Source organism: Salinicoccus sp. Marseille-QA3875, from assembly GCF_054950095.1.
In genome coordinates this window covers 1,770,720-1,791,250 of record NZ_CM143103.1, presented here as the reverse complement: position 1 = coordinate 1,791,250, position 20,531 = coordinate 1,770,720, and the positions used below count along the sequence as shown (strand labels likewise).

The window sequence follows — 20,531 nt, the reverse complement described above, 5'->3', positions numbered from 1 at the left end:
CTATGACCTGGAGAGAGTTTATCTTTTGTATAAAAAAAAAGAGACGACCGGAGTCGTCCCTTTTAGCTTTATATTTTCAGTAGATTATACTGGTGTAACGTTAGTCGCCTGTGGACCACGCTGACCTTCTTCTACATCAAAGTTAACTTTTTGACCTTCTTCTAAAGTCTTGTAACCGTCAGCTTGGATAGCTGAGAAGTGTACGAACACGTCGTCACCTTGTTCTTGTGTAATAAAGCCAAATCCTTTTTCGCCGTTAAACCATTTTACTGTTCCTTCATTCATAGAAAAAACCTCCTAGTGCTTTTGCACTTAAATATTTGTTCGTTGTAAATTAAGTTGTTTTAAGGGTTTTTCAGATGAATGAAAAAATTAAAATGTGTTAATTTAAACTACTCTTAGTATACTACACTGCTTTCTCTAATCTGTCAACCCTATTAGCAAAAGTATTTGTAATAAGTGAACTTGTCATTAAAAGACAAGATATTTCAAAGTCTATAACATTAATTATAGAACCAGTAAAAAGGACTCCGACTTATATTGTCGGAGTCCTTTTTATATGGAGACGGCGGGAGACTATTTGTTCGTTTCCTACTATTATATGTATTCTTAAAACGGTTGATATGATACGTTTTATGAAATAGGTTATTTTGTGAGAAACGAATTACATATGTTTTTAAGTGCATTATGTGGTCAAATTCAGCCTACTTGTTAAACGTTCAAAATCAGCATCCGTAAAATCCATAGTGATCACTTCATGACCAGGTCGTTTATTTTCATACATGTCTTTTGCCGACTCATTGTGACTTTATTAAATAACATGTACTTTAAATTGTACAACTCTACAGCTTGGGTTATCTAAACCTCTGTACTTTTCCCTATCTTCATAATCTTCTAAATCCATATCTGTAATAATTCTATTATTGCTATACTCTTGAGTAGCTAGGACATCGGGCTCTGCCACTTTACCATCGCTTCTCCTAAGCCTTGCGGTTGCTGATACTCGACTGACTTTATTCAGAAAATTATCTTCAATGATTTCTTCTTTATTGCAAATCAAATGAAAACTTGGCTCAATAGAAAATGCGCCATTAGAAGAAATTAGAGAAATTATTTCAACATCTAATAAACTGTTTAATAATTGTGCTCTCGCAGTTTTAAAGTTCTTTAAATCTAGCTTAGATTTCATTTCTATTACATGGGCGAAGGTTTCATTTTCATTTTCATCAAATTCTAAAATAGTCAAATCAGCTCTTTTATTTTTGAAATGACTATTCTTGAGATCTTTGAAATATGACTCTTCATTCTTATATGGTTCATTATTCTTTTTTCCATAAATGAAATATTTAGAAGTATCTCGAATTTTTATTACATCTTTTAGTTCTGCCTCCATAACTTCATCGTTAAAATCTTCTGTGATGACGGTATCATTAGGGTTAATCTCATGAAAATGATGTCGGACATTAGCGGCTAAGCGCTTCGTAAGGAATCTATTCCTCTTCATTTTTTATTTCACTCTCACTTGCCAGTTGTTCAACTTCTATTAACAAATCGTTAACTTTCCCTATTTGTTTAACGAAGTCTTCCATAATATATCCATACTCTGAAAGAGTGATAATCTTGACACTCTTATGATTTATAAAATAAACATTAAGGCTATTAAACGATTCTTCACTTAGGTCAATTAATCCTTTTGGCAAATTGTGTTTCTTAATGAGTTCTGATCTTTTTGGACTCTCCAATTTAGACAACAAGTAACAATAATTTAAACTGTCAATTATGACAGTGCTATGAGTAGAAAGTGTGAAATTAAAACCTTTCATGAATAATGAAATCATATACCATGCTATTTTCATAGAGTTAATCATTGATAAATGTGCTTCCGGTTCTTCAATAATATAAGAATTCTTATCACTTCTTTGTAAACTCTCATATAAAATTGAATATTCATTTTCAAGAGAAGAGGCGTTTATTGCTGAATAAGTTATATCATCATTCAATTTATAAGTGACATTACCGTCTTCTATGAAGAATTCAGATTTTAATATATCGTTTTTAAAATACTCTAATTCTAAGTCGTTTCTTCGATACATCTTCCGTTTACTTGTCAATCTCGCCAAGTGAGTACAAAATGCTTCGATATACGGATCATCACTATAATTATTTTTTGATTTTAAAAGATCATATTGAAAAAAAGTATCAACCATGCTCGCAGATTCTTCTTCTGTTTTGTTATCAAAAAGATTTTGTATTTCTTTCTTTATATCCTGCCTTTGTTTCGTAACGACAGCATTTATTAACTGGTCATAATCTCGTATGTATGCCTCCCTAGAGGCTGGAAAGTATAGTGCAGAACTCTTAGAAATCTTACCTTTCATGCTTCTGTTAATCAAACTATTTAAAGCTTCCCGCATTATACTTGGCAAATGGGTGGGCAATATCACCTCTTTAATAAATCTATTGTCATATGATTCCTCGCGGAAATTAATTTCATTACTTATATCTTCTATATTTTCATCGTTAAAATGTATATTGAAGTATAATGTTATTTGATCATTACTTTTAATTGTTCGCGTGGAGAGTTTCATTGAGGAAGTGTCTATACCCGAAACTGTAACGCTTTTAAGTTGAATATTGGAATGACCAAAAGAATTTATTAGCAGTCTATTCGGTTCAAGAAGATAATCTATATATTTATTAAATATCTTTTCCGTCTCTATATTAGAGTAAACTTTGTCAATCTCAAAATCTAACTTAGGGAAATCTTTACTAGGATTACTTGATAATTCTCGAGAAAACAAAGAATCTTTAATAGTATTATATAGTTTAATGAGCAAGGTTTTTCCAGTTCCATTTTGTCCACTAAAAACTGAGAATGGACTAATGTTTAGTGAGAATTCTTCAAAATGGGCGAATCCTTTAACATTTATTTTTGGATACATGTTTATAAACTCCTTAATTATAGTCAATCAATTTTATCATAGTAAAAACATTTAATCATCAAAAGTTAAAAATGGTAAAATCAATGTATAAAATTAAAAGATGACTATTTAAGATAAATTAGACTCTAATAGTTAAAATATACATCATACTGTAAATTAAAGGAATATTTATATAGGAGTGATACTATTTCATTAAACTCAATGAAATTACATGAACTACTGGAAGGTTATGATTTTATGATACGCAGAAGTAAGCAGACAGTAAACGTTGTTGTCGATTTAAGCCGCATTGATAAGTATGGTCAGATCGTTGTTGTGAAAGTCAATGGTGAATGGATTGCAATACCTGCAAGTACCAGTACGACTGAAAAAAGTATATTGGAGGAAGTAAAACGACATGAAAATATGTAAAGGACGGGTGGTAAGGCCGTCCTAATAACAAACAACATGTTCGTGGTAAATTAAAATAAGGTGCGTTATTGACTTGGATTATTTGACTCTTAAACGTTGTCCTACATAAATCTGATCAGCGCTTCTAAGGTTATTCCAACTAACAATATTACGCTGGCTTGATCCGTAGCGTTGAGCTAAATGACTGACAGTGTCTCCTGATTTAACAGTGTGATACTGTGTTGAAGCCGCTCCAGATACTTTAAGTTTCTGACCTGCATAAATCTTGTTAGGGTTAGAAATGCCGTTTAAGTTTTGAAGTGCTTTAGTTGATGTGTTAAAACGTGAAGCGATGCCAGAAAGTGTATCACCTGATTTAACAGTGTACGTCGATGTAGCAGAACCTTTCAATTTCAACTTCTGACCGACTTTAATCAAATCAGGATTGCTGATACCATTTAAGTTTTGAAGCTTCTTAGTAGTTGTTCCCGCTCTGGTTGCAATACCGCTTAACGTATCACCCGATTTAACCGTATAAGTCGAACCAGTGATTTTATTACTTTTTGGTTTGGACTGTTTTGGTTTAGACGGCGCTGATGGTTTCTTTTTGGACTTTTTACCATCAGTAAAGAATTCTAATTCCTTATTGCTGATAATTCTGTTCAAGTCTAAATTACTATTATACCCCGGTAAACGTCCATGCTCTGTATATTGATGGATGTCCGCCGGGAAGCTCGGCTTGCTGTCCGGTTTAGAGCTACCTGAGCCATAATGCGGAATCCACACCGCATCAGCTTTGGACGTATCAAGATTAAGTTGCTTATACAGATGATGTGCAATATACAAGCCCACTTTCTTAGCACCCAATTTTCTCAACTCGTCAATATACAGATTAACTGCTGACCTCATATTCGAATGTGGCGACGTTTCTACGTCAATCCACCAGAATGTCGGGTCTAAATCTTTGGTACGATCCCAGAACATTTTCGCTTCGTTTTTCACATGAGTATTGTTTTGAGCACGGAAAAATGCGTAAGCTGCAGTCGGTACGCCATGTTTTCTAAAGTTTTGATGATGTTGCTTGTACGCATTATCAATCATATCTGCGTCCATAGTTCTGATAATTACATGATTAACGTGTTTGGACAGTGTCGCATAGTTGATAGAGTTAACAGGTTGATGGTGCGATACATCAATAATCATTGCATCTGAACCATTATCAGCATTATAACTTTCCATATCTGGCCACGTTTTGCTTACATCAATTTTTAACGGATCGATACCATTGCAGGTAAATGGTTTAGCAGCCAAAGCCCCATAATTCTGAAATTGAATATGCAGATGGGAAGCCATTGAAATACCTAGATTATTTGATGCGCCCTGATAGCCAACAACGTCACCTTTATTCAACTTTTGCCCTATTTTTAGACGCTTCAAAGGGTTGTCATAAAGGTGGCCATAAATCACTTGCCTGTGTTTACCGTCCGCATCCACAAAACCACCGACAAACGTCCAACCGAATGTATTCCAGCCAGTACCATTAAGCACCGTCATGCGTGCAAAAGCGTGAATAGGCGCTCTGTGCCCCTTGCTTGTGTCATACGCATTATGATCACCTCCACAATACGAGTCTACATGATTACCGTTACCATCGATATGCCGACGGTCTCCAAATGGCCTCTTCCCTTTTGCAGGTGGTCCATAATCGTCATAATACTTATGAGGATTCGACGTAATGCGATGACCATCAGCTTTCAATTCTGTAATCGGATTAATTTTTGCCGTCATCAGTACCACCACCTCCACCGAATTTAGTTTCGGGATTTAATACAGTTGGATCCATACTTACTTTTTTACCTTGTTCCTTCTTTTGATTTCTCTTGTTGGACTGTTTTTCATTATCTTTCGCCATTTTTAACCTCTCCTTTATATAAATTAAAAAAACAACCCTTCGGGATTCCCGAATAATTGCCTCATTTCAAGCCTTCTTCTTTTAGCTTCTTGTTTTGCTCCTGTGCTTTCTTGCCACTAAAATGATTTTTATAAATCGTATACGCTGTATAAGCAAAACCCGCGATTGCGTATAACAATAATCCGAATGAATTGATTAGTTCTTCGTTTAACCAATCTAAGCCGAATCCAGCCACACCTGCGAACGCTGAAAACGCAAGCAAGACACCTAGAATCTGGTGTATCAAGCCTTTTACTTTATCATTCTTAACTTGCTCTTTAATTTTCGCTTCACTCACAGTTGTTTGATTTCTATCCATTTACTCACCACCTAAAAAAAGAATTGCGCCAGACCGAATGCAGCGGAACCCAATACGCCAATCAATCCAATCAACGCTACAATGATTTGTGTGTTCGATTTCTGTTTGCTCTTTTGTGTATCTTCTATATCGCTGAGTCGTCGATTATGATCCTTATAGCTGTATTCGATATCAGTCACACGCTTATCATAAACACTCATCGTGCCATTTAATTTCTTCACTTCATCGTCAATACTGCTCAGTGTTTTTCCTAAAGGTCTTTGTTGTTCGATAAATGTATGCAATATCAAATTTAAATTGCTGTGCTTTTCATCATGCTTGTTGTCAACTTCGTTAATGCGTTTGTGGATATTCCCTTTCGTCTGTTCAAATTCGTGCTTTAATACGTATCTTTCGCTGCCCAAACTCGGACACCCCCTATGAATGCCAGGAAACCATTCATCCCACTTAACGTAATGTATTGTAGAGGAGTCATCCAATTCGACGCACTATCGAAGCCGGCAATTGCTATGATGAAATAAGCGACTGATGAGCTTAAACCACCGACTAACAAAAGCCACGCAAAACTTTTGCCAGTTATTCGCCTCGGCATATGCCAACTTGCACCAATGACCATTAAGCCACTGACCGCGAACATCACCCCCCAAGCCCAAATCGGCATGGCATGATTGAGCGCTGTGTATAGTGCTGAGTCTTGAACGGATTCCTGATTCTCAAATATCCAAAATACGCCCCTTGCTAACGATAATAGACCGGAGCCGAACAGCATAACACTAGCGATAATCTCAGCATAGTTTATGCGCTTATCCATAGATCCACCTCTTTCTGAAATTAAAAAAAGCACTGATTATTTATCAGCACCCTTACCTTTCAACTTCTCAATTTCATCATATAACTGACTGATAATCGCTTCACGTTCAGCGACCATCATATTCGCGTTTAATAACTGTTGTTGCAACGATTGGATAATATAATCTTTATTCGGCGTCATTTTTTCGTCCTGCATTTTCGAGTACCTCGATTCGTTTTGATAATGATTGAACATGAGCGACTAACAGAGGGATGATTTGACCGGTTTTAAGACCGTAGCGCCCCTCAGAATCGACTTCCACAACTGTCTGCCTGTCAATGCCTAAAAGGTCCATTGTTTCCTTAACCTGCTGTGCCGAGAAGCCAAACTGCGTTTGATTCGGTCCACGTGCTCTGATATTTTGATTTCTTTTAATCAAGTCATTGTTAGTCAACTTCATTCGATACTCAATCGGTTTCAAATGCTCGATAATCTCGCTTGCTTTATCAATGGCAGTCATACCCGTTTTATACCGTTCATCTGAAAATACATTCGGCTCATTGGCAAGGTACGTTTCGTCCCAACGGTTGTTCGGTCGTCCTAAATGATAACTGTGAGATCCTGTGTTGATGGGGCTGAAATAAGCATCCACATCAGCACTTGTATTGAGATTGTAGAGAAATCCTTTGCTAAATAGCACTGCATTATCCCTGACGTGGAATATATCCCCGACCGCCGAGTTCCCAATGCCGTCGACTTTCGAACGTTCTAAGGTGTTTGTTATGAAACCAGTGAAGTCATATTCATCAACCGCATGTGGACGATCGCTATCAGATGTTCCTAGATAAGCAAAAGGGAATCTATCGTTAATACTTCGACCGAATCCCACACCTGCAGACCGCATTTGAGAGCCTTGCGAATCTTCACGTTGATAATATATTCTGTTCCCAGCGTCTAATAAGTGCATGTCCGCCCCGCCACCAAGCTCGAAGTCGGATTGGTTCATTTGCAATCGGCCAGGCTCAATGACTGTGCTACTTGTACCGTTATGATTTCGCATCGTAAAGCGTTGTGAAGATATATTTAAAAATCCATCGATACCCTCGATGTTTAAGTCATTCGTCAGCCACAGCGTCCCTGCAAATAGTGCATCTGCGTATATTCCCTGTGCGGTTGCTATTGTCCGCGGAGTTCTTCCGCCATCTTGAGAGATATACCAACCCTCGGAGTTTAATCCGAATACATGGTTCGGGTTCGTCTTACTAATCGCTTGCATCCCGAAGTCGCCGAATATAATCTCGGAACTGGCTGCATGAATCGCATTGATCATATCCATGCCGATTTTTTCTAAGCTAATCACCGGTAACTTTAATTTACCTGTGAGCAAGTCGGCAAATCTTTTCGATAAACTGTTGATGTTCGCCTTATGACGTTCTCCAATCGACTGACTTCCGAATGTGACATCACAAGCGATAATATTATCTTTCTCATCGTATGTGGTCACGATCTTGTGCAAGCGAATCTCTTGCTCTAAATCGATGCGTTCATCGTGTAGCCACACTCTGTCACCTTTAACAGGAACGGCAATGTCATATATCTTGCGGACATCGTGTAGAGTGCCTTCGATTGTGACTGCGAGGGATTCTTCAACAGCTTTCGCCATTGCTTCGTCCAGTGTGGAAGTCTGCGTCACTCTACCGTCCACTACAGGCGGACCTTCCCATTTACCGACCACATCAGCAAGTGGATGCGTATACTCACGTTTCAACTTCGCATTATTAAAGTAATCTTCTTCGCCTTCTTCAAAGTCTCCAAAACCTTTAATATGCGTGAAGTATTCTGTCGCGTCAGTCGTGCTTGATACGTTACTGGCGTTCAGTTTGTACTTGTACATGAAGTTCGTATCATTACCAATACGATGGTGCATGTAGACCGTTCTGCCCTGAATGATAAACTCGTAATTGTAACGGTCAAGCAGTCGTTTAAACAACTCCAACCTGTTCGCACCCTTGCCGAATCCCTCAATCTCCACAGACGGACTAAAATCAACTAATACAAAGTTAAACCCCGAACCCTCAAACACCGTTCTAAATGCACTATTCGCCGTATGTGAACCATCGTGATTTTCGTGAATAATCGACTTGGAAAATTCCCAATAAAAAAGAGGTATCGCTCTAACGTTTAAGTTAAAACTATTACCTCTCGTTTGCCGTTTAACATTCACGGCTTTATATATGATGTTGTTGTAATCGAACTCCCACAGTTTATCAATCGAAAGTAAATCTAGATTGTTGTTTTTCTGTTGCGGTATTTTTAACTCCAAATCGTCCTGTCCGTTTAATTCCGAAGTGTGTACTTTGGTTGCGAGTAACGGATACTCATTGTTTGTGTAATCTCTTGCCGTCAGCATTTAATCACCTACAGTTCACTGATTTTATAAGGATTGTCCACTGCTTTTTTAGCAACCATTTTAGCGAGGTATATTAAATATCCATTTGTGCCGGCAGTCTTGAATGATACATCACCGAAAGCACTCTCTCCAAATAGGGTATAGAACACAGTCATCGCAGCAATATACCTTCCAACAGGTTCATCTAAATGTGAGCCATCTCTAGTTAATTCTGTACCTATCTGAGATAAGTATTCGTTTGCCCTGCCATTTTGAATTGCTGTGCCTGTGGGTATCAATATTTCTAAATCACTATCAAACATTGCAGTCCTGTAGTTTTCTGTGATTGTGTTGAATTGTTCGATTTGAGTAACTTCATCCCCTACAGTCGAACTCGTTGTCGCTCTTGACCATATAGCATTAATGCCAAAACGAACATTAGGATTGCTGACATTGGCTTTTACATGAGCTTTCAAATCATTCAAATGTGGTTGGAAGGTAGTATAATCTAATGAGTTAAAACTCATTTGTTGAAACAACACGATGTCCCAAGATTCATCAGCAATCGCATAGTCAATCAAAGGACTGGCAACTCTGACGTAACCTTTTTGATTAGTCCATTTGTAGTAAGAATGGATCGTTTCATTATTTCTTATTTTAGTCATGGCATCCCTCAGACTTCCACCCGAATCATGAGCGACTCCAACTACTGCATTAACGCCTGCGGATTTACATATATCGTGTAAGTGCGTAAATGTGTCGACACTGTATGAGTTGCCTATAATCAAGACTTTCAATGGTTTTGAGTCGTCTTTTTCAGAAGCGCCTGGTCCTTCACCGTAAGGGAAGTATCCCATAAAATCTTCGCCTAAATAAATATACTTACCATCTATAGATGCCTGAGACATAGTGTTCCGGATATACCTTACATCGCTGGGCAAGACGATCGGATTTTCTGAAAGTCCGATATCTCTGATGTAATTATAATCTCTGTCGTACATCGCTGTTATACCAAAGTTCGGCAAGAGGTTCAATTGCTTACCTGGAGTCACTCTGATAAAGTCTGTTACATGGAAAGTTCCGGATGACTCCACTACCTCTCCGCCACTCAATTGACCCAAAACCACCTTAGATTTGTCAAATAGGTTGACGTATTCGGGGACATCATCGTGTGAGTCAATCATTGACTGAATTATGCTGATCAGTTTATCTGAATAGCTGTATCCGTACTCAACGTATGGAAGGTTGTTATCCCCCAAATAAATATACTTATCTTCAGCGGAGTTCGCATTCATAGTATTGCGGATATACCTCGCATTATTCGGGAGTATCATCGGATGAGACGATGCAGGTATTTGCCCCACGTAATTGTAATCTGAATCATACATCACCGTAATTCCCATTGCAGGTTTTATTTGCAACCTTTTGCCAGGATCTACAGGAATGAACTCACTTGTTACCCAATTCTCTTCGGAGATTACAATAAGCTCTCCGTTATTGCCATTTAATCGACCCTTTACAACCGCATCCTTATTGAATAGATTATAGGATTTTTCGAGCAAATTCTCACCGTTAAAATTATCGATGAAACTTTTTAGTTCTCCAGATATGTTACTGAAACTATGGAATTCATTTTCAATTTCTTCCCAGTTTTCATTCTCCTCATTTCGCCACTGCCTATCATAAAGAGAAGGTGTTCTATTTAATTTCAATTCCTCACCCCATTAAAAGAGCCACCTTATCGACTCTCAATTTATTTATAATAATACTTAAAATCTATCCGGAACTCGTTAAAAGTTCCGCCGAATATTTCGAACTCGTTATCACCCGGCGCCAAGCTGATGAACCTCCTATTGGAATACCTAAATCCATTCAACGCACCCAACCGAACATTTAAACCTAAGATGCCCACGTGTAATTCATTTTGGGTGTTGCTAAACTCAAATTCATCACCTGTCGTTTTGTTCCTGATTGTCAATTTTTCTTGAATAGTTGCATAACGCAAACGGATTTCCAAAAACATACTCTCCGGCTCGACTGTGACATTACCTGCGTTGTAGACGGTGAAGTTTTCTGTTCTGGGTTCGAAACCCGTATGATTATCACCCTCCTCCAATTTCATCCGTATTCTGTCGCCTTCTATATAATCTGGTGGGATAGCAAAACCATCGATCGCAGTTAACGAAATAACTAATTTAGTGCCTCTAGCAGTAAATGTAAATGTTGACCCACGGAAGCGAATAAAATAGTAAGTCATATTGCCCTCGTCATCAAAACAATGCACCATAAATTGGTTAAGTCTAGAATTATAAGTTGAACTGTCGTGGATAGTGTACCTCCGACCATCTACTATCGGAATTGCTTCCTCCATCTTTAAACGAATATCATTCGAATTATTATTATTAGTGCCACTAGACCACCGTGAACCGTTTTCCCAATCCCCCTCGTTCAAAGGAATCAAATTTGGATTAAACGCGTTCTGTGGCTCAAATCGATACTTCACTTTTTCATCATCGATATTATCGACCAGACCGTACTTTTCAGCCGTTGCGGAATAGCCACTGTCATGTAGTTCTAAAGTTGTGTAAATCGTTTCAAAGTAAGGAGATTCAGTTGTTTCAAATTCGACTGTAAACGTACTTACAAGCGCTGTATCATCTATTTCGGGACTATTTACCATAGTCACTTTGATTTGCTTACCATTGACGTATTCAGGCATTCCTAACTGCATTTCACCTGTGCGTTGACCTAGACTTTCATATTCGACTTCCACACTCTTGATACGCATCTCACGTAGCATAAGTTCTCCATCGAACAATTCATTAACCGCATCTCTTAAATGTGCGACATCTTGTATATCGTATGCTGTTGACTGTACTAATAAAGTAATCGTTCTGTATTCGTCTTCTGAATGGTAATTAATTCTTCCAGGTCGACCATCTGAATACTCACTGCCTGTCCGTTTTTTAATGCCTGAAGACATAAAAGAAAGCACCTCTAGTGAGGTGCCTGTCAATTTGTTGTCCGACACTAAAAACGACGTGCCATTTTTAATTAATTCTGCATCGACTGTCTTAATTTAAAGCACCTCCTAGAATGCTAAACTTTCATCTATTCCGTCTTCTTCCTGAATATAACTACGGATCATTTCAACATCGCCTTCATTTCGTACAGTCACATTGACTTGTGGACGTTGTGTTTCGATTCCAGACTGAATATCTGCATCCACTGTACTTCTGATTTGCCTGTCAAAATTGCCAATTTGACTATCAATATCCGCCGTCGTAGTTAAATCAGGTGCAAATGAGTTGGTCATGTCTTTAGCAACATTTGTCACTGCACCGATCGCTTTATCTGCATCCCGTTGAATACCAATCGCTAAACCTTGCATGGTGTACTCACCGAATGAACGGAATACACGGGATGGAGAGTTAATGCCGAGTAAATTTTTAGCACCTGCTACGGCATCTCCGACGACGCCTTTTGCAGCACTAATGGCAGAACTAGCCATACTCTTAATGCCATTGACCAACCCTCGAATTAAATCTGCACCAGCAGACACCATTTGACCGACGAATGAACCGACTGTCGAAATGATATTACTACCCATAGTGCTCACTGCCGAAACGGCGTTTGAACCACCTGAAACAATTGCCGAAACAAAATTCGCCATTCCTGATGTGATGTTGGACACGATTTGTGACACAAAATTCACGATGGCACTGATGGCTGATGACACGAATGAACTGATCGTACTCATCGCGCTTGACGCACCTGAGCTGATGGTCGATACAAAGCTACTCATCCCAGAGCTTATATTGCTGATTAGGCTTGATACAAAACTGGCTATCGAGCTAATCGCAGATGATACAAATGATGATATTGCTGATATCGCACTTGCTGTACCTGAAGCGATTGAACTGACGAAACTAGCCATGCCTGAAGCGATTGAAGATACAACACTACTTACAAAACTGACAATAGCTGATATTCCCGAAGCGACAAATGAGCTTATAGACGAGAACGCCGAGGCTAGTCCGCTTGCAATGGTAGATACAAATGAGGTCATCGCTGAAATGATATTCGATACGATACCTGCTGCAAAAGTGACGATAGTCGCTATACCTGATGCCACAAATGATGTGAACGCAGCCAATGCGCTTGCAAGACCGGTCACAATCGAAATTGTAAAACTAGCAATTGCTGATACGATTGTTGACACTAAATTTGCACCAAATGTGATAACACTTGCGATGACACTGGCAAACCAATTTGTAAATGCGAGTGATCCCTCGACCAACTTCATTGCAATTGCTGAAATGAACTGCGTGAGCGCACTAATGATGTTAGTTGCCAAGCTAACGCCGAATCCAACAATTTGAGCAAGTACACCTGAAATCCATACCGTAAAGGCCACCGCCGCCTCTGTTAATCCTTGCACAATCGTCGTAGCAATGGCTAGCATCGCCGAATGAAATATATTATTTCCTTCATCTCTAAAATAATTGAACCAACCGATGATTGTTTGAACTTGCGTACTGATAAAGTTGGTAATGAAAGACCATGCCGCATCTACGGCGTTTCTGAACCATTCCACATTGTCATATAGCACAATGAATATGGCAGATAGTGCTGTTAAAGCACCGATTGCGATACCGACCGGCCCAGAAAGTAATGTGAATACACCTTTCAATAATGCAATTGCGCCTTTTACTAGCATCGATTGAGTAAATAATCGCACTAACATACCGATAAACGGCACAATCACCTGCGTTACTACTAAGATAAGCGGTGCGAGAATTTTAAATGCACCAAATAACGAAATAAGTACGCCAATTATTTGACCGACAATCGGATTGCTCCTGAACAATTCATTCGTAAATGCAAATACAGCATTCACAACTTCCAAGACCTTACCGGCTAATGGTGCAATGGCAATGCCAAAATTAACCAATGTCATAACGATATTACCGATTAAACTGATTACTGTTGGTCCATGTTGCTGAATGTAATCTATAAACTGCTGAAAACCGTCTGATTGCTTGATGGTTTCAGACCATTCCCTGAATCGAGCCATCATATCTTGCAGACCATCTAGAACTGTTGAGCTGTTCTCACCAAAAGCGGCAAACAGATTGATGACACCTAAGAAGAAGTCACCGAATATCTTGCCGATTTTCGGCATGTTCTCTTGTACATAGTTGATAAAATCATGAAAGCCATTCGTTTCAGCCATGCGATTTGCCCAGTCAGCAAATTGAGTACCTAAATTGTTAAATCCTTCAGCTACCCATTCGATGAGTGGAAAGGCAGCGTTCATCGTGTCGATGATACCTTGACCGAATCGTCCAATGCCCCTTACTAAGTTTTCAAAAACATCTGATCCTTTAGTGTTCATGTTATCAAAGAATCTTAGCATGGTTGGAGATTCCTGTACGAACGTTTGCAACTCATTCGTCATTCGACCCATTGCACCGACCACATTATCAATAAAAGGCGTCATCTCATTGAGTGCGAAATTTGCTGTATCAATTGCTGTTGCCATTTGCTCGAATATTGCATCTTCATGCATATCGACGATTCCGTTCCATGATGACTTGATACCTTCGAGTGCTTCGGTGAACCGATTACTCGCCTCTGTCGCTTCAAATGCTTCGTCATTGTACCTTTGCAGTACGGATGCAACCAAGCCACCATATGCAGCCACACCAAGTCCTGCCACACCGAGCGCACCGACAAACGCCAGTACATTACCCACCGTGATGCCCAGAGCGTTACCGAGTGCCATAATCGCAGATGTTGCACCTGCAATGATTGGAACGAGTGCCATGAATGACCCGATCAGGAAACCGCCGATGACATTACTGATAACAACGCCGATTGCAGAAATCATTTTTGCCAGTCGGATGAATTCACGTTGGAAGTTGTCGTTCATTTTATCGACTTCGGTGACAAAGTTTCTAAAGCCCCTGCTCCTCACTTTAAATCTAGCGACTATCGGCCTAGAAAATTTATTCTTCACTCTTGTAAACATGCTATCGATAGTTTTGAACTCTTTAACGAAAGCCCCAGAGTCAATGTCATGCCATCGACCTCTAGCATCTTGATAATGTTTATCAAAGTCTATGACAGACTTTTTTGCGCCGAATATTGCCTCTCTAAAGTTCGAAGCGTCACCTAATATCTTCTTGCTTATCGCATTAGATTGAAAACGTTTAGCCATAGCTTCCGCTTGCAATAGCCCGCGACGAAATTTTGAAATATCAGCATCCACATCTGTCTCTATTTCGTCGGGCATTTTTGCAGCTTGAGACTGCGCCCGATTGATTTTCCTTTCAAAATCCCGAATGTTCGCTTGTATCTGTGCCACAAAACGGCTGACATTATCCATCGCTCCACCCCTTTTCTTATTTATCTATTTTGTTTCTTGTCGAGCCATTCCTGAAGCGCTTTACGCTGTACAGCACGTACACGCTTATCAAAAGCCTTAGACTTCTTATGTTCATAGTCTGAACTGTTTTTCGCTTCATTGATGGCCTTGCGTTCAGTTTCAATATGCTTTGTAATTTTCTTAACGTTCTTGCCATTGTTCAGATGAGCGAACATGATGGCTTGTGTCCGCATGTCCTCTAAGTTGTCTAAACGTCGATGACGGGCACCTTTGATCATTTGTTCCCATTCATGCGGTGTGAGTAGTTCCAGCTCGTCTATTGCAATATAGCCAATCAGCTGGACGGTCTTTTCAATGACATAATCAAAATCTAGCCCTCGCTTTGATACGGAGGATTCCCAGTGATCATCTTGTACATGTCCTTGAACGTTTCGATTTGCGCCTTCATGTCTTCCTTCTCGTCCTCTTTCGCTCGTTTCGAAGAAGTGTTCATCATGAACCACAACGTTTGCAACTTTCCCTTGTAGTAACCACCCTCATTGAGCAGTCTCAAAGCACCAACAAAATACGGGAGTAAGTCCTCTTTTTCAGCAATGTCACTCAACGTACCTGATACGGCTTCAAATTTAGGCGCTTCTTTACCGTAATGAGACGTTGCACAATGCCAGAACTCAATGAGTTTGTCCGGGTCCTGCTGCATCAAACCCATAAAGATGGATGTGACACCATCGCCTTTTTGTTCTTTCCCCGTCTTTTCATTGACTTCATTCTGTGCATATTGCTGAGCAGTCTTACCGAAAAGATACGTGCCTTTCGCTTTATAAATCCGATCATTAATTCTTAATTCTGTGATACCTTCAACTTTTTCTGCCATATTCAAACAGTCCTTTCAAAATAGATAAATAAAAAAGGGAGCATTTCAGCTCCCAGAGTGTTTATACGTTTTGTGTGCTTGCATCTTCCATGTCGCCTTCAGCAGCGCCAATTTCTTCATAAACGACAGCTGCAGCGAGTGACGGGTCAAGGATGACGTCGGGCAGTTTCGGCTCTTCGCCTTCTGCCGAGTTCAGTTTCACTTTGAATCCGCCCTCAATCGTTTCAGATTCATCATCCACAGATAAGTTAGGGGATTCAGCCATCACATAAGCAAACGTGGCATTGTGCCCCTCAGAAGTGCCGTCCGACAGTTGAATCACTGCATTATTGATAATCCAGAAACGCATCTGCTTGCCATTTTTGACGGATTCAAGCAGCGCCTGATCACCTTTAATTTCTCTATCATAGTTGAATGTGATGTTAATCGTTTCCTCGACCACACCCTGATTCCAGTCTTTCTTTTTACCGACAATACGCTCCATGAGTTCAGATTCCATCTCATGCGAAAATTCTGTAGTGCCACTGAATACATAGTCTTCGGCCGTTGCCTCCGCAACTGGAGTATCTGCCGGAATACCTATCAACGTCCATCTTTCTACTGACATTCAATCATCTCCTTATAATTTAAAAAGCAACGGCATGGTCGATGGTGTACACTAACCGCAACACCCCGTGGGATGTATACTGATCAATGTCCGTCATGACCTGCTCGTTGCTTAGTCTGATTTTCTTTATTTCGTAATGCTCAAGCGGAAAATGCTGTTTTGCATAGTGCTTCAAGTCTTTCTTTAATTCTCTGCATAGTGGCTTGCTATCCGCATAAACGTGCATCTGTATAGCGATATCTTCCGTCATGGATTGGGAGCCAACAGACTCAATAATATCCGTCTCCCCAATCACAATATACGGTGTGGTCAAGTCTTTCCTTACCCCATCGACAATGGCAGTCACTTTACCTTTCAGCGGTGACTGTTCGATGTGTCTGAATAGGTTGTTAAATAATTCCGGCTCGGCCGATACCCAATTCATCCAGCCACCTCCTAACTAAAGTAGTTTTTAAAGTATTTCTGCGCCACGTCGATACTTGGGAACCAGAACGGTTGGGCGGGATTACCGTACGTTGTATAAAACTGACCATTAGCTGCTTTATATGTCCAAGGGATCTTTTTAGCACGACTGCCACCCGGTCCACTCGCGTGGATGCCGGTCCCGTATTCAACGAATGGCGCGTAAAAAGCGCCCACACTGACTGTGGCTTCAAGCCCACCGATATCCGACTGTATGCTGTTTTTGAGATTCCCCTCGTCCACAGGTGCTTTACTCGACGCTTCAGTATTAAGCAACATTGCCGTTTCACTGACGCCTTGCTCCGCTTCCTCCTGCACCCTGTCGCTATACACCTGCAAAGCCGTTACTAAATCCTTCACGGCATCACTTCCTTCACAGGTATGCGATTCACTTCATGCTGTCCTCCCTGGTCTTCCACATCGCCCACAATCTCGTACTCTTTGGCATCGTACATGATGATGTCCGTATGCTTTGGCTGTACGCTGTAAGGCACATACAACGCTCGTGTGAGCTGTTTATCCATATTGTGATAGACAAGTCGCTCTGACGTACTCGGCGTGTCCATGAAGCCTTTAACCGGCACGACAGTTTCCTGTACGACTTCCTCGTAGTTCGGATAACTGCCGGTTTCAGTGACTACCCGTGTGATGATGTCGATGTCGTGGGGAAATTCTTCCATATAATTATTATTTGAATACATGGAATTTCGCCTTCCTTCTTAGCATGAATTCATCCAGCAAACTATAAAGATAAGCGGGATAAATACCATCGCTGTCTTTGAAGGTGTAACTCACACTTCCCATGGATCGTGACTTCAGATTCCCTTTCACTTCAGGGCGCTCGCGATGTTCTATCGCGCCGGCAATGAACTTCGCTACGGCATACGGATATACAATCTCCCCTGCATCGTCCACATAATCAATGAACTCATTGCCTGTGTGATACTTGATATGACTGAGTACGCTCAACACATCTTTAGAGAAAATCGCCTGATGCTCCGGGTCAATTTTAACGCCTCTTGCTTCCAGTATTTCCGTTACTTCAGTAATGAGTGCTTGTGACATTCACATCACTCCTTGTCATCGTCCTTTTTTGTTGATTTGCGAGTGGTCTTTTTAACCTCTTTGTAACCTTTCGGCGCATAGACTACTCTATACGCCTTTTCAGTTACTTCGAGTGTATGACCGTCTTTTTCAACTTTCATTCATATCACTCCTATATCATTTATACTTCTGGGTCTGCCGCTGGTGTCAATGCACCGAATGCATCCGGCTTAACGTTCATGAAGCCAACGTGCATTGTCGCTCTGAGTGCGAACATATCACGCTCGAATAGGGAGACAGGTTGTCCTGAAGCGTCGTCTGCAGAAAGCGTTGTAAGTGTCGCATCTTCAGAGATAGCGTACTCAATGCCTTGCAGGATGCCGTAACGGGCATAATCCCAGTCGCCAAACAGTGCCTGCGCCTGCGTCTTGTCGAATGCGCCACCTTCAGTGTATGCAATCGGCTGTCCGAGCAGTTCGTTTTGTCCATCAAACAATGGCTGGCCATTAGTGTCAAGCGCACCACGCATTTTCCCGCGGAATGAACGTGTAGTGAGAATGCCGTTTGGATCGTGTTCATTTTCTTCAATGAGGGAAAGGACGCCGTTTACATCTTCATACAGGTTGCCAGTGTCTGCAATCGTATTCCCTTCAGTCGTCGCACCTTGCATAATGGACGTGCCGGACGCGCCGTATGGTGTTTCTATGCCGAATAGCGCAGCGGCATCAAATTTCTTGTAGAACGCTTCAGCAATCAGTGGTTTCACTTCGTTGAAGAAATCAGATGCTGTATAGCGCAGGAACTCTTTGGAAAGCGGGATGATAACACCCAGCTTCTTCGCTTCCATTTCAGCTTGGAGGTATTGCGCCTTGCTTGTCTGAATACGCTCAGTCTCAGATACCCAGTAAGCGCCAATGCCGTCTGCTAGGTATGTGAATGTCTTTTTCGGCTTCGTCATCTGTTCGCCTTTAGCGAGCTGCATGACAGCAGAACCTTGCGTTACGTCTTTGAGAATTAAGTTACCTGCTTCTTGTGGGATGACCCCTGTTTTCGCATCGGATAGCAGTACGTTATCCGGAGTATAATTTGGAATTGCCATAATATAACCTCTCCTTAAATTGTTTTATATTTTTCTGATGCTTGCATCGTTGATGATATCCTGAACGGACTGTGAAGTGCCTCCGCCCTTACCATCGCCTTGCTGAACGTCACGTCCAGACTCTTTAAAACGATTTTCCACTTGTGCTTTGACTGTAGTGTCGAAGTGCTCTTTCAGTGAATCGAGATTGGCAGACGTTGATTCCTCATCTTCGCCAATAAAGTAATCAACCAAATCAGTTGGTACACCTTTATCTTGTGCCATCTTGAATGCCTTATTCTGTAAATCCTTACGCTTGGCTTCCTTATCTCGATTCTGTAATTCCTCTTCCAACTTTCGGATGCGTTTCTGTTCTTCCGTCTCCTGCGGATTACGTTTGGTTACCTCTTCTTCAATGATAGAATCGAGGTTGTTTGCTTTCCATGTTTCGAGAGACTTCGAGTGATAACGATCCAGTGTCGGTTGAATGAGTTGTTTGCCTTCATCTGTATCTAAAAAGCTTCTCACGTCCTCTTTAGAGACCGTCGTGAATCCTTTTATCGCAGACTGTACATCGCTATTGTCTTTGTTATCTTCCAGATACTGCTTGAACTCTTCAAAATCCATTGTTCTTCCTCCTCAACCGTCATGTACGTATAGTCCACAACGTTTGCATGTTATTTGCGCAAATAAACGCAATACCAAAGCTTTTAGAGTCATCATTGGTTAATTGGACATGAAAAAATACGCCTACCGTAATTGATAAACGTTACAAGGTAGCCATCGCTACATAGATACTGCCATCATAGGCTTGGATCACTGCTCCTCTCTCCCATATCGGGTAGTAGAAAATCTCATGTAATCCTCACCTCCTTTAAATGGGTGTAAGGTTATATCGTCATCCCTTTTGATTAATTACGGTTGTCGAGTGCGGATTGGATGCCACTCGCTATTGGAGGGGCAGAATTAAGCGCATCTCGAATCCGTTCAAATTCTGGATCGTTTTTATCATTACCTACAGACTTCCGATTCATCTTCTTCAACTCTTTAGCGATTTCAGCAGTGTTATTGGCTATCTCTTTTAAGTAGCGCTCTGATTTATCCATTTCCATCACTCCCCTCAGTGGTCAAACTCCATATTATCTAATGCCAGCATCTGCATTTCCAACTGTAACCGCTCTGCTTCCAATCCCTCGGGAGACAGCGTGTCGAGGTATTCCTCATATTCTTCATCTACTTCATATATTTCGGCGTAAATATTGATTGAACCTTTGTATTTACCTTTGTCCACACT

26 protein-coding genes are annotated in these 20,531 nt (G+C 40.6%); 1 reads left to right on the top strand and 25 read right to left on the bottom strand.

All coding sequences use genetic code 11. From position 1 onward, the window contains the following. Window positions 1–84 precede the first annotated feature (84 nt). The 3 genes from ACY8DT_RS09290 to ACY8DT_RS09280 all read right to left on the bottom strand — a co-directional run bounded on the left by ACY8DT_RS09290 (window position 85) and on the right by ACY8DT_RS09280 (window position 2,942). Window positions 85–285 carry a cold-shock protein gene (locus ACY8DT_RS09290; RefSeq protein ID WP_462420025.1) on the bottom strand — a complete coding sequence of 67 codons (201 nt, stop codon included), beginning with the start codon at window positions 283–285 and terminating at the stop codon, window positions 85–87. Between the two features lie 526 nt (window positions 286–811). Continuing rightward, window positions 812–1,504 (bottom strand): hypothetical protein, encoded by a 693-nt coding sequence (locus tag ACY8DT_RS09285; RefSeq protein WP_462420024.1) that lies wholly within the window; start codon window positions 1,502–1,504, stop codon window positions 812–814. Beyond that, window positions 1,491–2,942 carry an ATP-binding protein gene (locus ACY8DT_RS09280; protein WP_462420023.1) on the bottom strand — a complete coding sequence of 484 codons (1,452 nt, stop codon included), beginning with the start codon at window positions 2,940–2,942 and terminating at the stop codon, window positions 1,491–1,493. Before ACY8DT_RS09280 ends, ACY8DT_RS09285 begins: the two co-directional genes overlap by 14 nt. Window positions 2,943–3,179: 237 nt before the next feature. Here ACY8DT_RS09280 and ACY8DT_RS09275 point away from each other — a divergent pair, with 237 nt between their 5' ends. Next, window positions 3,180–3,353, top strand: a complete 174-nt coding sequence (locus tag ACY8DT_RS09275) for a hypothetical protein (protein ID WP_462420022.1) — start codon at window positions 3,180–3,182, stop codon at window positions 3,351–3,353. A 78-nt stretch (window positions 3,354–3,431) separates the two neighbouring features. Here ACY8DT_RS09275 and ACY8DT_RS09270 read toward each other — a convergent pair whose 3' ends face one another. From ACY8DT_RS09270 to ACY8DT_RS09165, 22 genes are all read right to left on the bottom strand, one after another. Beyond that, entirely contained in the window at window positions 3,432–5,120 is a 1,689-nt protein-coding gene (locus ACY8DT_RS09270) for a LysM peptidoglycan-binding domain-containing protein (RefSeq protein WP_462420021.1), read from the bottom strand. Then, window positions 5,104–5,244, bottom strand: coding sequence for a hypothetical protein (locus ACY8DT_RS09265; protein ID WP_462420020.1), 141 nt, complete (start codon window positions 5,242–5,244; stop codon window positions 5,104–5,106). Before ACY8DT_RS09265 ends, ACY8DT_RS09270 begins: the two co-directional genes overlap by 17 nt. Window positions 5,245–5,305: 61 nt before the next feature. Further along, complete coding sequence (locus tag ACY8DT_RS09260) at window positions 5,306–5,602, bottom strand: hypothetical protein (protein WP_462420019.1); 297 nt, start codon at window positions 5,600–5,602, stop codon at window positions 5,306–5,308. 11 nt (window positions 5,603–5,613) lie between these two features. Continuing rightward, window positions 5,614–6,006: a hypothetical protein gene (locus ACY8DT_RS09255; RefSeq protein WP_462420018.1), complete on the bottom strand. Its 393-nt coding sequence runs from the start codon at window positions 6,004–6,006 to the stop codon at window positions 5,614–5,616. Continuing rightward, window positions 5,982–6,413, bottom strand: coding sequence for a hypothetical protein (locus ACY8DT_RS09250; RefSeq protein WP_462420017.1), 432 nt, complete (start codon window positions 6,411–6,413; stop codon window positions 5,982–5,984). The genes ACY8DT_RS09255 and ACY8DT_RS09250 overlap by 25 nt, the downstream gene beginning before the upstream one ends. 36 nt (window positions 6,414–6,449) lie before the next feature. Continuing rightward, complete coding sequence (locus ACY8DT_RS09245; RefSeq protein WP_462420016.1) at window positions 6,450–6,593, bottom strand: hypothetical protein; 144 nt, start codon at window positions 6,591–6,593, stop codon at window positions 6,450–6,452. Further along, window positions 6,580–8,802, bottom strand: coding sequence for a phage tail spike protein (locus ACY8DT_RS09240; protein ID WP_462420015.1), 2,223 nt, complete (start codon window positions 8,800–8,802; stop codon window positions 6,580–6,582). Before ACY8DT_RS09240 ends, ACY8DT_RS09245 begins: the two co-directional genes overlap by 14 nt. A gap of 8 nt (window positions 8,803–8,810) precedes the next feature. Then, window positions 8,811–10,493: a DUF4886 domain-containing protein gene (locus tag ACY8DT_RS09235; RefSeq protein WP_462420014.1), complete on the bottom strand. Its 1,683-nt coding sequence runs from the start codon at window positions 10,491–10,493 to the stop codon at window positions 8,811–8,813. 41 nt (window positions 10,494–10,534) lie between these two features. Further along, complete coding sequence (locus ACY8DT_RS09230) at window positions 10,535–11,764, bottom strand: phage tail family protein (protein WP_462420013.1); 1,230 nt, start codon at window positions 11,762–11,764, stop codon at window positions 10,535–10,537. Between the two features lie 108 nt (window positions 11,765–11,872). Next, a complete protein-coding gene (locus ACY8DT_RS09225; protein WP_462420012.1) occupies window positions 11,873–15,172 on the bottom strand; it encodes a phage tail protein in 3,300 nt (1,099 codons plus the stop codon). 20 nt (window positions 15,173–15,192) lie between these two features. Next, a complete protein-coding gene (locus ACY8DT_RS09220) occupies window positions 15,193–15,405 on the bottom strand; it encodes a hypothetical protein (protein WP_462420011.1) in 213 nt (70 codons plus the stop codon). A gap of 137 nt (window positions 15,406–15,542) precedes the next feature. Then, window positions 15,543–16,046, bottom strand: a complete 504-nt coding sequence (locus ACY8DT_RS09215) for a tail assembly chaperone (protein ID WP_462422254.1) — start codon at window positions 16,044–16,046, stop codon at window positions 15,543–15,545. A 61-nt stretch (window positions 16,047–16,107) separates the two neighbouring features. Then, a complete protein-coding gene (locus tag ACY8DT_RS09210) occupies window positions 16,108–16,653 on the bottom strand; it encodes a phage tail protein (protein WP_462420010.1) in 546 nt (181 codons plus the stop codon). Between the two features lie 19 nt (window positions 16,654–16,672). Further along, window positions 16,673–17,077 carry a tail completion protein gp17 gene (gp17, locus tag ACY8DT_RS09205; RefSeq protein ID WP_462420009.1) on the bottom strand — a complete coding sequence of 135 codons (405 nt, stop codon included), beginning with the start codon at window positions 17,075–17,077 and terminating at the stop codon, window positions 16,673–16,675. A gap of 11 nt (window positions 17,078–17,088) precedes the next feature. Further along, complete coding sequence (locus tag ACY8DT_RS09200) at window positions 17,089–17,475, bottom strand: HK97-gp10 family putative phage morphogenesis protein (RefSeq protein WP_462420008.1); 387 nt, start codon at window positions 17,473–17,475, stop codon at window positions 17,089–17,091. Next, window positions 17,472–17,816, bottom strand: a complete 345-nt coding sequence (locus ACY8DT_RS09195) for a phage head closure protein (protein ID WP_462420007.1) — start codon at window positions 17,814–17,816, stop codon at window positions 17,472–17,474. The genes ACY8DT_RS09200 and ACY8DT_RS09195 overlap by 4 nt, the downstream gene beginning before the upstream one ends. After that, complete coding sequence (locus ACY8DT_RS09190) at window positions 17,803–18,180, bottom strand: head-tail connector protein (protein ID WP_462420006.1); 378 nt, start codon at window positions 18,178–18,180, stop codon at window positions 17,803–17,805. The genes ACY8DT_RS09195 and ACY8DT_RS09190 overlap by 14 nt, the downstream gene beginning before the upstream one ends. A 5-nt stretch (window positions 18,181–18,185) precedes the next feature. Beyond that, complete coding sequence (locus tag ACY8DT_RS09185; RefSeq protein WP_462420005.1) at window positions 18,186–18,320, bottom strand: hypothetical protein; 135 nt, start codon at window positions 18,318–18,320, stop codon at window positions 18,186–18,188. Window positions 18,321–18,340: 20 nt separating this feature from the next. Beyond that, complete coding sequence (locus ACY8DT_RS09180; RefSeq protein WP_462420004.1) at window positions 18,341–19,258, bottom strand: phage major capsid protein; 918 nt, start codon at window positions 19,256–19,258, stop codon at window positions 18,341–18,343. A 24-nt stretch (window positions 19,259–19,282) separates the two neighbouring features. Next, complete coding sequence (locus ACY8DT_RS09175) at window positions 19,283–19,864, bottom strand: DUF4355 domain-containing protein (RefSeq protein WP_462420003.1); 582 nt, start codon at window positions 19,862–19,864, stop codon at window positions 19,283–19,285. A gap of 284 nt (window positions 19,865–20,148) precedes the next feature. Then, window positions 20,149–20,343: a hypothetical protein gene (locus ACY8DT_RS09170; protein WP_462420002.1), complete on the bottom strand. Its 195-nt coding sequence runs from the start codon at window positions 20,341–20,343 to the stop codon at window positions 20,149–20,151. A 14-nt stretch (window positions 20,344–20,357) separates the two neighbouring features. Next, a complete protein-coding gene (locus ACY8DT_RS09165) occupies window positions 20,358–20,528 on the bottom strand; it encodes a hypothetical protein (RefSeq protein ID WP_462420001.1) in 171 nt (56 codons plus the stop codon). Window positions 20,529–20,531 lie beyond the last annotated feature (3 nt).

Coding starts and splice junctions, on each gene's coding strand:
- ACY8DT_RS09280 (WP_462420023.1), bottom strand. CDS start 2,942: ATGTATCCAAAAATAAATGTTAAAGGATTCGCCCATTTTGAAGAATTC.
- ACY8DT_RS09215 (WP_462422254.1), bottom strand. CDS start 16,046: ATGGCAGAAAAAGTTGAAGGTATCACAGAATTAAGAATTAATGATCGG.
- ACY8DT_RS09175 (WP_462420003.1), bottom strand. CDS start 19,864: ATGGATTTTGAAGAGTTCAAGCAGTATCTGGAAGATAACAAAGACAAT.
- ACY8DT_RS09240 (WP_462420015.1), bottom strand. CDS start 8,802: ATGCTGACGGCAAGAGATTACACAAACAATGAGTATCCGTTACTCGCA.
- ACY8DT_RS09285 (WP_462420024.1), bottom strand. CDS start 1,504: ATGAAGAGGAATAGATTCCTTACGAAGCGCTTAGCCGCTAATGTCCGA.
- ACY8DT_RS09185 (WP_462420005.1), bottom strand. CDS start 18,320: ATGAAAGTTGAAAAAGACGGTCATACACTCGAAGTAACTGAAAAGGCG.
- ACY8DT_RS09275 (WP_462420022.1), top strand. CDS start 3,180: ATGATACGCAGAAGTAAGCAGACAGTAAACGTTGTTGTCGATTTAAGC.
- gp17 (WP_462420009.1), bottom strand. CDS start 17,077: ATGAATTGGGTATCGGCCGAGCCGGAATTATTTAACAACCTATTCAGA.
- ACY8DT_RS09195 (WP_462420007.1), bottom strand. CDS start 17,816: ATGTATTCAAATAATAATTATATGGAAGAATTTCCCCACGACATCGAC.
- ACY8DT_RS09230 (WP_462420013.1), bottom strand. CDS start 11,764: ATGTCTTCAGGCATTAAAAAACGGACAGGCAGTGAGTATTCAGATGGT.
- ACY8DT_RS09190 (WP_462420006.1), bottom strand. CDS start 18,180: ATGTCACAAGCACTCATTACTGAAGTAACGGAAATACTGGAAGCAAGA.
- ACY8DT_RS09250 (WP_462420017.1), bottom strand. CDS start 6,413: ATGGATAAGCGCATAAACTATGCTGAGATTATCGCTAGTGTTATGCTG.
- ACY8DT_RS09180 (WP_462420004.1), bottom strand. CDS start 19,258: ATGGCAATTCCAAATTATACTCCGGATAACGTACTGCTATCCGATGCG.
- ACY8DT_RS09265 (WP_462420020.1), bottom strand. CDS start 5,244: ATGGCGAAAGATAATGAAAAACAGTCCAACAAGAGAAATCAAAAGAAG.
- ACY8DT_RS09225 (WP_462420012.1), bottom strand. CDS start 15,172: ATGGATAATGTCAGCCGTTTTGTGGCACAGATACAAGCGAACATTCGG.
- ACY8DT_RS09270 (WP_462420021.1), bottom strand. CDS start 5,120: ATGACGGCAAAAATTAATCCGATTACAGAATTGAAAGCTGATGGTCAT.
- ACY8DT_RS09260 (WP_462420019.1), bottom strand. CDS start 5,602: ATGGATAGAAATCAAACAACTGTGAGTGAAGCGAAAATTAAAGAGCAA.
- ACY8DT_RS09170 (WP_462420002.1), bottom strand. CDS start 20,343: ATGGATAAATCAGAGCGCTACTTAAAAGAGATAGCCAATAACACTGCT.
- ACY8DT_RS09290 (WP_462420025.1), bottom strand. CDS start 285: ATGAATGAAGGAACAGTAAAATGGTTTAACGGCGAAAAAGGATTTGGC.
- ACY8DT_RS09210 (WP_462420010.1), bottom strand. CDS start 16,653: ATGTCAGTAGAAAGATGGACGTTGATAGGTATTCCGGCAGATACTCCA.
- ACY8DT_RS09245 (WP_462420016.1), bottom strand. CDS start 6,593: ATGACGCCGAATAAAGATTATATTATCCAATCGTTGCAACAACAGTTA.
- ACY8DT_RS09220 (WP_462420011.1), bottom strand. CDS start 15,405: ATGCGGACACAAGCCATCATGTTCGCTCATCTGAACAATGGCAAGAAC.